Source organism: Mesorhizobium tianshanense (assembly GCF_007830515.1).
In the GTDB taxonomy this organism is placed as follows: domain Bacteria; phylum Pseudomonadota; class Alphaproteobacteria; order Rhizobiales; family Rhizobiaceae; genus Mesorhizobium; species Mesorhizobium tianshanense.
This window is the reverse complement of the sequence record NZ_VLKT01000050.1, coordinates 12,511-25,261: the sequence shown is the minus strand read 5'-3', so window position 1 is coordinate 25,261 and position 12,751 is coordinate 12,511. Positions and strand designations below refer to the sequence as shown.

Annotated in this window: 15 protein-coding genes; 12 read left to right on the top strand and 3 right to left on the bottom strand. The window is 61.5% G+C overall.

Annotated elements, in window-relative coordinates:
• Nucleotides 1-15: 15 nt before the first annotated feature.
• The 5 genes from IQ26_RS30130 (at nt 16) to gph (ending at nt 3,441) form a co-directional block, all read left to right on the top strand.
• Nucleotides 16-450, top strand: coding sequence for a ribulose bisphosphate carboxylase small subunit (locus tag IQ26_RS30130; RefSeq protein WP_145721992.1), 435 nt, complete (start codon nt 16-18; stop codon nt 448-450).
• Between the two features lie 8 nt (nt 451-458).
• Nucleotides 459-1,397, top strand: coding sequence for a CbbX protein (gene cbbX / locus IQ26_RS30125; protein WP_145721990.1), 939 nt, complete (start codon nt 459-461; stop codon nt 1,395-1,397).
• A gap of 63 nt (nt 1,398-1,460) precedes the next feature.
• Nucleotides 1,461-2,147 (top strand): ribulose-phosphate 3-epimerase, encoded by a 687-nt coding sequence (gene rpe, locus IQ26_RS30120; RefSeq protein WP_145721988.1) that lies wholly within the window; start codon nt 1,461-1,463, stop codon nt 2,145-2,147.
• A 38-nt stretch (nt 2,148-2,185) separates the two neighbouring features.
• Nucleotides 2,186-2,743 (top strand): thioredoxin family protein, encoded by a 558-nt coding sequence (locus IQ26_RS30115; RefSeq protein WP_145721987.1) that lies wholly within the window; start codon nt 2,186-2,188, stop codon nt 2,741-2,743.
• Nucleotides 2,740-3,441, top strand: a complete 702-nt coding sequence (gene gph, locus IQ26_RS30110; RefSeq protein WP_145721983.1) for a phosphoglycolate phosphatase — start codon at nt 2,740-2,742, stop codon at nt 3,439-3,441. Before IQ26_RS30115 ends, gph begins: the two co-directional genes overlap by 4 nt.
• A 108-nt stretch (nt 3,442-3,549) precedes the next feature.
• Here gph and IQ26_RS30105 read toward each other — a convergent pair whose 3' ends face one another.
• Both IQ26_RS30105 and IQ26_RS39825 read right to left on the bottom strand, forming a co-directional pair.
• Nucleotides 3,550-3,930, bottom strand: a complete 381-nt coding sequence (locus tag IQ26_RS30105) for a c-type cytochrome (protein ID WP_145721978.1) — start codon at nt 3,928-3,930, stop codon at nt 3,550-3,552.
• A gap of 402 nt (nt 3,931-4,332) precedes the next feature.
• Nucleotides 4,333-4,506, bottom strand: a complete 174-nt coding sequence (locus tag IQ26_RS39825) for a hypothetical protein (protein ID WP_167522714.1) — start codon at nt 4,504-4,506, stop codon at nt 4,333-4,335.
• A gap of 406 nt (nt 4,507-4,912) precedes the next feature.
• Between IQ26_RS39825 and IQ26_RS30100 the strand changes: the two genes are divergently transcribed.
• The 6 genes from IQ26_RS30100 to IQ26_RS30075 all read left to right on the top strand — a co-directional run bounded on the left by IQ26_RS30100 (nt 4,913) and on the right by IQ26_RS30075 (nt 9,760).
• Nucleotides 4,913-5,122, top strand: a complete 210-nt coding sequence (locus IQ26_RS30100; RefSeq protein ID WP_145721973.1) for a hypothetical protein — start codon at nt 4,913-4,915, stop codon at nt 5,120-5,122.
• A gap of 38 nt (nt 5,123-5,160) precedes the next feature.
• Nucleotides 5,161-6,165 carry an ABC transporter substrate-binding protein gene (locus IQ26_RS30095; RefSeq protein WP_145721968.1) on the top strand — a complete coding sequence of 335 codons (1,005 nt, stop codon included), beginning with the start codon at nt 5,161-5,163 and terminating at the stop codon, nt 6,163-6,165.
• Nucleotides 6,162-6,983, top strand: a complete 822-nt coding sequence (locus tag IQ26_RS30090) for an ABC transporter permease (RefSeq protein ID WP_145721966.1) — start codon at nt 6,162-6,164, stop codon at nt 6,981-6,983. Before IQ26_RS30095 ends, IQ26_RS30090 begins: the two co-directional genes overlap by 4 nt.
• On the top strand, nt 6,952-7,692 hold the full coding sequence (locus IQ26_RS30085) for an ABC transporter ATP-binding protein (protein WP_145722045.1): 741 nt from the start codon (nt 6,952-6,954) through the stop codon (nt 7,690-7,692). Before IQ26_RS30090 ends, IQ26_RS30085 begins: the two co-directional genes overlap by 32 nt.
• A 30-nt stretch (nt 7,693-7,722) precedes the next feature.
• Complete coding sequence (locus IQ26_RS30080; RefSeq protein ID WP_145721965.1) at nt 7,723-8,694, top strand: quinoprotein relay system zinc metallohydrolase 2; 972 nt, start codon at nt 7,723-7,725, stop codon at nt 8,692-8,694.
• A 202-nt stretch (nt 8,695-8,896) separates the two neighbouring features.
• Nucleotides 8,897-9,760 (top strand): quinoprotein dehydrogenase-associated SoxYZ-like carrier, encoded by an 864-nt coding sequence (locus tag IQ26_RS30075; RefSeq protein ID WP_145721964.1) that lies wholly within the window; start codon nt 8,897-8,899, stop codon nt 9,758-9,760.
• A 25-nt stretch (nt 9,761-9,785) separates the two neighbouring features.
• Here IQ26_RS30075 and IQ26_RS30070 read toward each other — a convergent pair whose 3' ends face one another.
• The gene (locus tag IQ26_RS30070; protein WP_145721963.1) at nt 9,786-10,139 is read right to left on the bottom strand and encodes a hypothetical protein; all 354 of its coding nucleotides are present in this window, start codon (nt 10,137-10,139) and stop codon (nt 9,786-9,788) included.
• A 722-nt stretch (nt 10,140-10,861) separates the two neighbouring features.
• Here IQ26_RS30070 and IQ26_RS30065 point away from each other — a divergent pair.
• A complete protein-coding gene (locus IQ26_RS30065; RefSeq protein ID WP_208760245.1) occupies nt 10,862-12,715 on the top strand; it encodes a methanol/ethanol family PQQ-dependent dehydrogenase in 1,854 nt (617 codons plus the stop codon).
• Nucleotides 12,716-12,751 lie beyond the last annotated feature (36 nt).

Sequence of the window (12,751 nt, the reverse complement as noted above, 5' to 3'; positions counted from 1 at the left end):
AAAGGAACCGTCGCCATGATGACCAATCCTGGAAACAAGGTCACGCAGGGACAGTTTTCGTTCCTGCCCGCACTGACCGATCAGCAGATTTCGGCGCAGATCAAATACGCGCTGAAAAACCACTGGGCGGTCAGCGTCGAGTACACGGACGATCCGCATCCGCGAAACACCTATTGGGAAATGTACGGCAACCCGATGTTCGACCTGAAGGACCCGGCGGGCATCCTGCTTGAAGTCAACAATTGCCGGAAAGCCATGCCCAACATGTATGTCCGGGTCACCACCTTCGATTCGACCAAGGGCTGGGAAGCGCCGCGCATGTCGTTCATCGTCAACCGGCCGCCCAACGAACCCGGATTCCGGCTGCTGCGCCAGGAGCGCGACGGCCGCAGCCAGGGCTATTCGATCGTGCCTTATGCGACCGACAGGCCCGAGGGCGAGCGGAGCTAGCCGAAGCCATGCTGGATGCGATAGCAAAGGGTGCTGCCGGGCAGGACGAATCGGTTGATCTGCAGGCCGAGTTCGAGGCGTCCAACATCGACGAGGTGATGGACAAGCTCGACCGCGATCTCGTTGGCCTGAAGCCCATCAAGAACCGCATCCGCGAGATCGCGGCTCTCCTCCTGGTTGACCGGCTTCGCCGCAAGTTCGGGCTGACCTCGGGCGCGCCGACGCTGCACATGAACTTTACGGGAAATCCCGGTACCGGAAAGACCACCGTGGCGCTCAGGATGGCCGAAATCCTGCATCGTCTCGGCTATGTCCGCGAAGGCCACATGGTCGCTGTGACGCGAGACGATCTCGTCGGCCAGTATGTGGGCCACACCGCGCCCAAAACCCGCGAAGTGATCAAGCGCGCCATGGGCGGCGTGCTTTTCATCGACGAGGCCTACTATCTCTACAAGCCCGAGAACGAACGCGACTACGGTCAGGAATCGATCGAAATCCTGCTGCAATGCATGGAAAACAACCGAGACGATCTGGTTGTGATTCTTGCCGGCTACAAGAACAAGATGGACCGCTTCTTCGACAGCAATCCCGGCATGCGCTCGCGCATCGCCCACCACCTCGATTTTCCCGACTACGGCGTCAGCGAACTCAAATCGATCGCCGAGATCATGCTGGCGGAACAGAATTACCGCCTCAGCGAGGCGGCGGCCAAGGCGCTCGAAGAGTATCTCCCGATCCGCATGCGGCTGCCGCATTTCTCCAACGCTCGCTCGGTCCGCAATGGGCTCGACCGGGCGCGGCTTCGCCAGGCCAACCGGCTTTTCGCGTCGCGCGACCGGGCGTTGACGAAAACCGACCTTGTCACCATTGAGGAATCCGATATTCGCGGCAGCCGCGTGTTCGCGGAAGGTAAGCTCGAAGGCGAACCGGAGACGAAGGCGCGCTGACAAAGATGACGCCGGTTGGTGTGCAGCGACCGGAAACGGAAGACAGAATGGGAGCCGACGACCATGGGTACTAAGACAATCATTGCGCCCTCGGTGCTTTCTGCGGACTTCTCGCGGCTCGGCGATGAGGTCGAAACGGTCGTCCGGGCTGGCGCCGACTGGATCCATCTCGATGTGATGGACGGCCACTTCGTGCCCAACATCACCTTCGGTCCGCCGGTGATCAAGGCGATCCGTGATCGAACGGACAAGGTCTTCGACTGCCATCTGATGATCGCGCCGGCCGACGACTATCTCGCCGCCTTCGCCGATGCCGGCTGCGACATCATCACTGTGCATGCCGAGGCCGGGCCGCATCTCGACCGTTCGTTGCAGGCGATCAGGAATCTCGGCAAGAAGGCCGGCGTGTCGTTGAACCCGTCGACGCCGGAAAGCGTCATCGAATATGTGCTCGACCGGCTCGATCTGGTCCTCCTGATGACGGTCAATCCGGGCTTCGGCGGCCAGGCCTTCATTTCGGCGGTCGTCGACAAGGTCAGGCGGGTCAAGGCAATGATCGGCAACCGCCCGATCGACATCGAGATCGACGGCGGCGTCACGCCCGAGACCGCGCCGCTGGTCACCGCGGCCGGCGCCAATGTGCTGGTCGCCGGCTCGGCCATCTTCAAGGGCGGCACCGAGGCCGCCTACCGCGCCAATATCGGCGCCATCAGGCAGGCAGCCGACGGGGCGATCCGGAAGGCCGCGTAAACCGTCCATCGGAGGGCAAATTTCATCGGAGGGCAAATATGGCGGCAATCCCACCTGTCTGCGATTTCGGCTGGCAAGCCGTCGATGCCGTCTTGCCCGGCGTCGACGGCAAACGCCATTCGATCTTCAGCCACGCCGGCCCGAACGGGCTGGTAGTGGCCTTTATCTGCAACCACTGCCCGTATGTTAAGGCGGTGATTTCACGCATCGTGCGCGATGCCAACGACCTCAAGGCCGAAGGCATCGGCTTCGTCGCGATCAACGCCAACGATGCCGACGCCTATCCGGATGATTCCTTCGACAACATGAAGCTCTTCGCCAGGACGAACGGCTTCACCTTCCCCTACCTCCACGACGAGCGCCAGACGGTGGCGCATGCCTATGGAGCCGTCTGCACGCCGGATTTCTTCGGGCTCAACAGCGAGTTGACGCTGCAATATCGCGGCCGGCTGGACGCGTCGCGACGAGATGCCGGACCGCCCAGGCTGAGGCGCGACCTGTTCGAGGCGATGAAGCAAATTGCCCGAACCGGCGACGGACCGCTCGACCAGATCGCCTCGATCGGCTGCTCGATCAAGTGGAAGGACGCCGCATGAACGTCGGCGCGGGCAGGCCGTTTCGATCGCCAAAGGCGATCCTGTTCGATCTCGACGGCACGCTGGTCGATTCGGCGCCTGACATAACGGCCGCGGTCAACGAATTGCTGGCCGGCCGCGATCTACCGCCGCTGCGCCTGGAGCAGGTCAAGGCGATGATCGGCGGCGGCATCAGGAAACTGGTCGAACGGGCCTTCACGGCTTCCGGAACGCCGCTCCTCGGCGGTGCGCTCGATGAGGCCAACCGTGTCATGATGCCGATCTACCGCCGGCATCTGACCGGCCTGACGAGGCTGATGCCTGGCGTCAGGGAGGTTCTCACGCACTTCCACCTGAGCGGAATAGCCATGGGCGTGGTGACCAACAAGCCGCAGTTGGCGGCTCGCGAAATCCTGCTGCATTTTGGACTGACGGAGTATCTCGGCGCGATCGTCGGCGGAGACGCGGTGACATACATGAAACCGGCGCCCGACGCTCTGCTGCTGGCGCTCGACCAGCTTCAGGTCGAACCGCGTGATACGCTGATGGTCGGAGACAGCAGCGCCGACGTCGTCGCCGCGCGCGCCGCCGGCATGCCGGTCATCCTGCTGCGGGGCGGCTACACCCAGATTTCCGTCGAAGAGCTTGACGCCGACCTCGTTTGCGACAGCCTCCTCGATCTGCCTTCTGCGATGCAGAGGCTGCAGGACGCCTCTTGACCGCAGCACCCACCGCCAGGGCGGGGTGCCGGCCGAACGTTCGACTGGCCGGCGAAGCCGGGTTACTTCCTGCGGAAGAACCGGGTTACTTCCTGCGGAAGAACCGGGTCATTTGGAGAATTGCTTCAGGTAGGCGATGACGTTGGCGAGGTCCTCGTCTTTCTTGAGGCCGGCAAACGCCATCTTCGTGCCTTTGATCTTGGCCTTCGGATCTTTAAGGTACTCCGTCAGCGTGGCATCGTCCCATTTGACGCCGGATGCCCCCGCCTCGGTCATCGGTTTGGAATATTTGAACCCCGGATGCGTGCCGGCCGTCCGGCCGATGACGCCGTTCAACGACGGGCCGATCTTGTTCTTGTCCTCGTCGGCGACGTGGCAGGCCTTGCATTTGGCGAAGACCTTCTCGCCCGCGGCGGCGTCCTGCGCCTGGGATTGGTTCGTGATGAACGTCGCAACGGACACGACGGCGAAAAACGCGATTGCGCGCATGGCATTTCCTCATTGATCGTCAAGGTGCCCTGGACGATTGCGCATGCCGTTGTTTGATCATCGGCATGCGTCGTTTATGGCAGAGCGAAATCCGCCTCTCCCTTGTGAAGTTGCGGCGCCTGCATCCTGGAAGCTACCCGGCAGATGAGGGATGTCAACCATGCAAAGGTTTAGAGAACGCAAGCACAGGCATCGCTTCAGACAAATGACGGCGTCCAACCCATGGCGAAACGATGCCGGCGAAATCCTTTGCGAAGGCGCCCTTCTCCCCGTTCCTGTGCGGAGAGGTGCCCGGCAGGGCAATGGGTGGCAGCGCAAACCTGAAGCGATTTGCCCTGGTTACGAGCTCGCGATCAATTGGGTAGTGTCTCAGTTTGAAATTCGACCGGGCAAACGCGGTCCTTACAAAAAGCGGGCCTGAGGCTCAGTAACAGTGGGCGAGAGTTTTCCCACCTTCTCCTCGGCCAACAACTTAACAAGCAGATCGCGCTTTACGGGATCTGTTTCCGTTTCTAGTTTCTTTTCGAAATTCCTGATGTTTTCGAGGTGCACGAACTCATCGTATTTGCCTGGCATCGCGCGCTCCTTTCGTGGAGGGCTTTTCGAGCTAGCTAGACGTTACGCCTTTCGTGGCAGCGGGTCCATCAGATTTCAAACTGAGACACTGCCATCAATTGCTTTGTGACGGCAGTTATGCTATTGATATGAGCACGGTGCTGATTTTGCGCCAACAACCCGCCGCCGAGGCGGGTTTTTTATTTCAGGTTTCGGCGCCGTCCCTCAGGGCTGCGAATCGACGCCTGCAGTGAATGCCAGCCTATCCATTCGCCTTTGTTGACGGCCATCGGGCGAACGCGTAGCCTCGAACCATTCCGGTTTCCATGGGCACCTCGGACTCCGGTAAGTGGCGATTTTGTCCAAGCTCGCGGATCGGGCCGGATCTCGCCGAAGCGGGCGTCTTTAAGCGCGCAAGAGGTGCTGAATGGATATGGTCGACCTCATATTGACGGTTTGCCTGATTGCCAATCCGGGCGACTGCCGAGACGAACATCTCTATTTCGAGAGTCGTGGCTCTCTCGTCCAGTGCATGGTGCTGGCGCCCAGCGAAATCGCGAAATGGTCGCAGGAACACCCGGCTCTCAAGGTCAAGCGCTGGAAATGCGCTTTCCCGAACAAGGGCCGTGCGATCTGATCGCGCCCTGGTTCAGCACGCCTCGGGAGGAGGACATCATGATGATTTCGCGTCGACGAACGCTCCGTCTGGCAGCCCTTGGAACAGCCGCGGCTCTTGTCTCAAGGCCCTCTTCCGCCACAGGCCCCTCCTTCGCCACGGCCAAGGTTCGCATTGGTGTGCTGAAGTTCGGCACCGTGAGCTGGGCGCTTGACACCATGAAACAACACAAGTTCGACACAGCCAGCGGCATCGATCTGGAAGTCATCGATTTCGCCGGTGAGGACGCAACCAACGTCGCGATGCTGGCCGGAGCGATCGACATGATCGTGACCGACTGGCTGTGGGTCTCGCGCCAGCGTTCGGAGGGCGTCGACCTCACACTGGTTCCCTATTCGACCGCCGTCGGGGCGATCATGGTCAAGGAGGAATCGCCGATCCGGACCATCGCCGATCTGAAGGGAAAAAAGATCGGCGTCGCCGGCGGGCCGCTCGACAAGAGCTGGCTGCTGATCCAGGCGCTGGCCCGGCGCGATCACGGCCTCGACCTGCCCGCAACCAGCGATATCGTCTTTGGCGCGCCGCCACTGATTTCGGAAAAGGCGATGCAAGGCGAACTCGATGCGGTGCTCAATTTCTGGCATTTTTGCGCCCGGCTCGAGGCCAACGGCTTTCGTCGGCTGATCGGCGCAAACGATGCGGCGAAAGCGCTCGGGGCATCAGGCGCCGTGTCGGCGCTCGGCTACGTCTTCCATGATGAATGGGCGAACGAAAATCCCGACGCCGTCAGGGGCTTCATCAAGGCTTCCGCGCAGGCCAAGGACTTGCTGGCCAGATCCGACGATGAATGGCTGCGCCTTGCGCCGATCGTCCGCGCGCAAGGCGAGGAATTGGCTAAACTGCGTGACCGCTATCGCGAGGGCATTCCCAGGCGTCCTATCGCCGAGGATGCGGCCGACGCGGGCAGGCTCTACCGCGTGCTGGCCGAGATCGGCGGCGAAAGGCTGGTCGGCAGCGCACCCGAGATGGCGCCCGGCACGTTCTGGCAGGAACTTCCGAAATGACCGCACCTGACACCGGCGATCGCGCGCCCGGCGCTGCGGCCGACAGCCAATCCGGCCTTGCGACGGCGGTGGCACCCGTGCTGACGGTCGCGGTCTCTCTGCTCGGGCTTTGCCTGCTGTGGGGCCTTGCGGCAAATGCCTGGCCGAGCCGTGCCTTTCCCGGGCCGGGACAGGTCTGGCAGGTGCTGCTCGCGGAGGCGGCGAACGGCGACCTCTTCTACCATCTCGGCGCGACGCTCGGCCGGGTTGCCGCGGCATACGTCATCGCGATGGTCGTCGGCTCGGTCATCGGCGTTTTCCTCGGCAGCTACCGCCGCGCGGACCGTTTCTTCAGCCCCTGGGTGATCCTGTTCCTCAACATCCCCGCGCTGGTGGTCATCGTGCTCGCCTACATCTGGTTCGGCCTCAACGAGGCGGCGGCGGTCGGCGCGGTTGCCGTGAACAAGATCCCGAATGTCGTGGTGACCATGCGCGAAGGCGCCAGGGCGCTTGACCCGGGTTACGCCGAAATGGCCGCCGTCTACCGCTTCGGCCCCTTCGATCGCATCCGCCATGTCCTGCTGCCGCAACTGCAGCCCTATCTTGCCGCCGCCTCGCGATCCGGCATCGCCCTCATCTGGAAGATCGTCCTGGTGGTCGAACTGCTCGGCCGCTCCAACGGTGTCGGCTTCCAGATCTATCTCTATTTCCAACTCTTCGACGTCGCCGCCATTCTTGCCTACACGCTGGCTTTCGTGGCCGTGATGCTTGTCATCGAACTCCTTCTGGTGCAGCCCGTTGAACGACATGCAACCCGTTGGCGCCGCCGTCCCGCTTAGGGTCGACATCGCCGAAAAGATATTCAGGTCCGCGCAAGGCGTCTCGGTTACGGCGCTCCAGGACCTTTCCTTCGAGGTCCGGCAAGGCGAATTCGCCTGCCTGCTGGGCCCGTCGGGCTGCGGCAAGACCACGACGCTGCGCATTCTGCTTGGACTGGACAAGGACTTTTCAGGGTCCTTCCAACTGCCTGAAGGCGGCTCCAACCGGATCGCCGCCGTATTCCAGGAACCAACCTTGCTGCCGTGGCGGACGGTGGAGCAGAATGTCAGGCTGGCGCTGCCGAAAGGCCTGAGAACGAAGAACCTCGATGGGCTGTTCGACACGCTCGGCCTCGCCGGCATGCGCTCGCTCTATCCGGCCGAGCTTTCGCTCGGCCTTGCGCGCAGGGCAGCGCTTGCCAGGGCCTTCGCCACCGAACCGGCGGTGCTTTTCCTGGACGAGCCCTTTGCCTCACTCGACGAACGGACCGCCGAGCGGCTTCGGCACCTGCTTTTGACCGTGTGGTCGGCGCGGCCTACGACCGCTCTGATGGTAACGCACAATCTGCGCGAGGCGCTGATGCTGTCGGATCGCATCATCGTGCTGGCGCAGCGGCCCGCCCGTGTGCTCGGCATGTTCGACGTAAGGCTGCCGCGGCATTATCGCAATCCACAGGTGATGAGCGACCTCTTGCGGTCGTTTCACCAGAAATTTCCTGGCGTCGCCTGATCGCCTAGCAATGCATATCGAGGGATAGCCATGCCGATCGACAGCGTACGACGCAAGCTTGTGAATGGCTTCGCCTGCACCGCGGCCAGCGCCGCGGTGCTGCCTTGTTGTCTCGGGCGAGCCGCTCTCGCCGCTGCCGGCAGCCTTGAATTCAAGGTCAGCGAAGTCGCCGACGGCGTCTTCGCTTTCCAGGGCGTGGATGAATTGATGAGCCCCGCCAACCAGGGCGCGATCTCGAACCTCGGCGTCGTCGTCGGGACCGACGCCGTTGCCGTCATCGACAGCGGCGGCAGCCTGGTCGAAGCGCACGCCTTCATCGCCGCGATCGGCAAAATGACCGCCAAGCCGGTTCGCTACCTGATCAACACCCACATGCACCCCGACCATATCTTCGGCAACGCGGTGTTCCGGGGGATCGGCGCGACCATCGTCGGCCATCACAATCTGCCGCGCGCGCTCGAGGCGCGCGGCGCGTTCTACCTGCAGAGCTTTCGCGAACAGATCGGCGAAGCGCTCATGAAAGGGATCGAGATCGTACCGCCGACGATGCTGGTCGATGATCGCCTGCAACTCGACCTCGGCGGGCGCGTGCTCGAATTGCAGGCGTGGAAGGCGGCCCATACCGACAACGACCTGACCGTCTTCGACGGCGCGACCGGCACGCTGTTTGCCGGCGATCTCGTTTTCATAGGATCCTTGCCGACGCTCGACGGATCGCTGCTCGGCTGGCTCCGCCAGATGGATGCGCTCGCCGGGATCGGCGCCGCGCGCGTCGTGCCGGGTCATGGACCGGTGCCGGCCGACTGGCCGCAGGCGCTGACGGCGGAGCGGCGTTATTTCGAGGCGCTGGCGCGCGATATTCGCAAGGCGATCGCCGTCGGAATGCCGCTCAGCGAGGCGGTCAAGACCGCCGGCCGAAGCGAACGGGGCAATTGGCGTCTGTTCGACGACCACAACGAGCGCAATGCAACGGCCGCTTTTGCCGAACTCGAATGGGAATAGGCGGCAACGACAGGCGCTGGAGCATCGGACCCAAAAGTGGATACCGGTTTGGGAAAATCCGATGCTCAAACAAAAAGATAGAGCGGCGGCACCCCGCCGCTCTAGACGTGATGAAATGGATCGATTTGCCAACACATCGTCAAAGGCATATCCTCGACACCAGCCTGGGCACCACCTCTCTGACATTGGTGGAGGCATCGAAATGCAAGACCACGCTTACCGGAGCCGGCAGCCTGCCTTGCCGCTCGCAGCCATCTTCGCCGCGATCATCCTGGCCGTCGGCACGTTCCTTGGCTCCCCCGGGGCCGCCGACGCGCAGCAAACAACCGCATCTTCGGACAGTATCTGGCAGGATTTGAAAGGCGACGTATTCGGCGATCGGGCAATTCTGATCGATACTGGCGTAGTCAGGATCGAGGCGCCGAAGCGGGCACAGGATGCCGCCATCGTCCCCGTCGACATCTATATCGACCCCGACAAGGCACCCGACGGCATCAAATCCGTTACCTTGATCATCGACGTCAATCCGGCACCGGTGGCGGCGGCGTTCCAGATCGGCAAGGATGCCGGCGTCACGCATCTGTCGACGCGCGTGCGCGTCAACGACTATTCCTATTTGCGTGCCATTGCGGAGACGCAGGGCGGCGAACTTCACATGGCCCAGACGTTCGTCAAGGCGTCAGGCGGATGCTCCGCCCCGGCGGTCAAGAACCAGGACGAAGCGAGAGCGACGATGGGGCAGATGAAGCTGCGCCAATTCCCGCCTCAGGAGACGATGACAAAGGCACAGGAATTGCAGTTGATGATCCGGCACCCGAACAATTCGGGCCTGCAGCGGAATCCGCTGACCCAGTATTTCATCCCCGCGCATTTTGTTCAGAAACTGTCGATCTCGCAGGCGGGCCAGCCGATCCTCTCGATGGAAGGCGGAATATCGATTTCGGAAGACCCCAATTTCCGGTTCGATTTCAAGGCGCACGGCAATGGCGAAATCCAGGTCGAAGCGATCGATACGGATGGCAAGGTATTTCGCGATCAATGGCCACTGGAGGCTACGGGGCTCTGAAGCCGTCGCCGCGTGGCAGGGCGCTCTAAAAGCAGCGCACGTCGGCTTCCGCCTGCGCGCGCTTCAGTTCCGTGCTGGCGGCTCTCGCCGGCGCGCTTTCGCGAAACAGTCCCGAACGCTCCCCCGTCGTCAAGGACATGCTCTTGAAGGTCTCGGCCTTTTCATAATGGTCGAAGGGAAGGATCGAGGCGATGACGTCGATCGAGCAGGAACAGTTCTCCAGCGCCTGGCGTGTGTGGCCGTTCGTCTGCATGCAGCCGAGCACATAGTCGACGACCGTGGCTGTTGGGTAGTCTCCGGCGGCGCCCGCCGGATTTGCGAAGGCCAGGGCCGATGTAAGCAACAGCGGCAAGGTCGAAAAGCCGACATATCTGATCATGGGGAACCCTCCGATTGGCCTGGGACGCGATAGATCGAGCCCGACGGATCGAGACAGATCACCATATCAGTTGGCCCCCTGCCACCAGGCCAGTCAAGCTCTCATGCTCACCGTATAGTACCAAAGGAGCAGTGCCGTACCGGCCGGCAAAAGACCTCTCCGACACCACGATCATCCGCTCCGAATCCTGGTGCTGGCCTTCATTTCATGCCTCCCCCACTATCGGCACCCGAAGCGACGCGCGCATACTTAGGGTCTCCCGTTCAGATGAATATTCCTAAATAAAAATCAATACATTCTGCCAAAAAAATACGCAAAATTGGCCAACTTATATAAATCCGGCCCCGATCGCAGTCGATAAATAGCTTTCTATATGAGTTTTTTAATATTTATTTCTCTATATTGCAGTGCAACATGGGCGGAATTGATTTTTCTTGCCTTCCGCCTGGGGATGACATAGCTTCATCCTGTTTCCGGCTTCAAGGGCGTCACCGTCATTAGGGAGCGGCGACAGTCTTTCGTAGGCCAAGTGGGATGGGCAGTAACGGTGCCCTCTGCTCATCTGGCTTAGGTCGTGACACGCTGCCGGAAATACTTCCCCCACATGAATCGCTTGGGCAAGCCCTCGTGGGCTCAACGGACGATTCGTCATTGTGAACCCTGGGAGGACTTTGATGCGTGTATTTGCGAAAACTGCCTACCTACTAACGACCGCGGCGCTCATGTCGTTCGGCGCGGTCCACATGGCATCGGCCAATGAAGAGCTGATGAAAATGGCCGAAAACCCCAAGGACTGGGTGATGCAGACGGGTGACTACGCCAACACCCGCTTTTCCAAGCTTAACCAGATCACCAAGGACAATGTGAAGAACCTGCAGGTCAAGTGGAGCTTCTCCACTGGCGTGCTGCGCGGCCATGAAGGCGGGCCGCTGATCATCGGCGATGTGATGTATGTCCACGCGCCGTTCCCGAACACCGTCTACGCTCTCGATCTCAACAATGATGGAAAGATCCTCTGGAAATACGAACCCAAGCAAGACCCGAATGTCATCGGGATCATGTGCTGCGACACGGTCAATCGTGGCGTCGCCTATGGTGACGGCAAGATCATTCTAAACCAGGCCGACACCACCGTCGTCGCGCTCGATGCCAAGACCGGCAAGGTCGTCTGGTCAGTCAAGAACGGCGAGCAGACCGATGGCGGAAAGGGTGAATCCGGTACGTCAGCGCCCGTAGTCGTCAAGGACAAGGTGCTCGTCGGCGTCTCCGGCGCTGAATTCGGCGTTCGCGGCTGGTTAGCCGCCTACAATCTGTCGGACGGCAAGCTCGCCTGGAAAGCCTATTCGGAAGGTCCGGACGCAGACACCCTGATCGATCCCGAAAAGACCACCCATCTCGGCAAGCCTGTCGGAAAGGATTCCGGCACGAACACCTGGGAAGGCGAGCAGTGGAAGACAGGCGGCGGCACGACATGGGGATGGTATTCCTATGATCCCAAGCTGAACCTGGTTTACTATGGTACCGGCAATCCCTCGACATGGAATCCGGTCCAGCGCCCCGGCGACAATCGCTGGTCGATGACGATCATGGCCCGCGATGCGGACACCGGTGTTGCCAAATGGCTCTACCAGATGACCCCGCATGACGAGTGGGATTTTGACGGCATCAACGAGATGATTCTCGTCGATGGCATGGAGGTCGGCGGCGCCAAGCGCGATGTGCTGGTGCATTTCGACCGCAATGGCTTTGCCTACACCATGGATCGCGCCACTGGCGAACTTCTCGTCGCCAAGAAATACGATCCGGCAGTGAACTGGGCGACGGAAGTCAACATGGACCCCAACAGCGACCAGTATGGCCGCCCGCAGGTCGTGGCCAAATATTCGACCCAGCAGAATGGCGAAGACACCAACACGACGGGCATCTGCCCGGCGGCGCTTGGAACCAAGGACCAGCAGCCGGCGGCCTATTCGCCGAAGACCGGCCTGTTCTACGTGCCGACAAACCATGTCTGCATGGACTATGAGCCCTACAAGGTGAGCTACACTGCCGGCCAGCCTTACGTGGGCGCAACCGTGTCGATGTATCCTCCACCCGGAGGCGACGGCAACATGGGCAACTTCATTGCCTGGGATGCCGCCAAGGGCGAGATCGTCTGGTCGAAGCCCGAGCAGTTCTCGGTGTGGTCGGGCGCGCTGGCAACCGACGGCGATGTCGTCTTCTACGGCACGCTCGAGGGCTACATCAAGGCGGTCGATCATGACGGCAACGAGCTCTACAAGTTCAAGACCCCGTCCGGCATCATCGGCAACATCACGGCCTACGAGCATGGCGGCAAGCAGTACATCGCCGTTCTGTCCGGCGTCGGCGGATGGGCCGGTATCGGCCTGGCAGGCGGACTGCTTTCGCCCGACAACGCCGCTGCCTGGCATGGCGCCGTCGATCAGGGCCGTGCGCAAGGCGACGAGGCCGCGGTCGTTGGGACCGCTGGTCTGGGTGCGGTCGGTGGCTACGCAGCACTTGCAGACTATACGACGCTGGGCGGCCAGCTCACCGTCTTCGGTCTCCCGGACTGATACGGGAACCTTAGGCACGCCGCGGGTCTTGTAGAA

Excerpts from the sequence above, each read along its gene's own strand:
- IQ26_RS30130 (WP_145721992.1), top strand. The coding sequence starts at position 16 with ATGATGACCAATCCTGGAAACAAGGTCACGCAGGGACAGTTTTCGTTC.
- cbbX (WP_145721990.1), top strand. The coding sequence starts at position 459 with ATGCTGGATGCGATAGCAAAGGGTGCTGCCGGGCAGGACGAATCGGTT.
- rpe (WP_145721988.1), top strand. The coding sequence starts at position 1,461 with ATGGGTACTAAGACAATCATTGCGCCCTCGGTGCTTTCTGCGGACTTC.
- IQ26_RS30115 (WP_145721987.1), top strand. The coding sequence starts at position 2,186 with ATGGCGGCAATCCCACCTGTCTGCGATTTCGGCTGGCAAGCCGTCGAT.
- gph (WP_145721983.1), top strand. The coding sequence starts at position 2,740 with ATGAACGTCGGCGCGGGCAGGCCGTTTCGATCGCCAAAGGCGATCCTG.
- IQ26_RS30105 (WP_145721978.1), bottom strand. The coding sequence starts at position 3,930 with ATGCGCGCAATCGCGTTTTTCGCCGTCGTGTCCGTTGCGACGTTCATC.
- IQ26_RS39825 (WP_167522714.1), bottom strand. The coding sequence starts at position 4,506 with ATGCCAGGCAAATACGATGAGTTCGTGCACCTCGAAAACATCAGGAAT.
- IQ26_RS30100 (WP_145721973.1), top strand. The coding sequence starts at position 4,913 with ATGGATATGGTCGACCTCATATTGACGGTTTGCCTGATTGCCAATCCG.
- IQ26_RS30095 (WP_145721968.1), top strand. The coding sequence starts at position 5,161 with ATGATGATTTCGCGTCGACGAACGCTCCGTCTGGCAGCCCTTGGAACA.
- IQ26_RS30090 (WP_145721966.1), top strand. The coding sequence starts at position 6,162 with ATGACCGCACCTGACACCGGCGATCGCGCGCCCGGCGCTGCGGCCGAC.
- IQ26_RS30085 (WP_145722045.1), top strand. The coding sequence starts at position 6,952 with ATGCAACCCGTTGGCGCCGCCGTCCCGCTTAGGGTCGACATCGCCGAA.
- IQ26_RS30080 (WP_145721965.1), top strand. The coding sequence starts at position 7,723 with ATGCCGATCGACAGCGTACGACGCAAGCTTGTGAATGGCTTCGCCTGC.
- IQ26_RS30075 (WP_145721964.1), top strand. The coding sequence starts at position 8,897 with ATGCAAGACCACGCTTACCGGAGCCGGCAGCCTGCCTTGCCGCTCGCA.
- IQ26_RS30070 (WP_145721963.1), bottom strand. The coding sequence starts at position 10,139 with ATGATCAGATATGTCGGCTTTTCGACCTTGCCGCTGTTGCTTACATCG.
- IQ26_RS30065 (WP_208760245.1), top strand. The coding sequence starts at position 10,862 with ATGTCGTTCGGCGCGGTCCACATGGCATCGGCCAATGAAGAGCTGATG.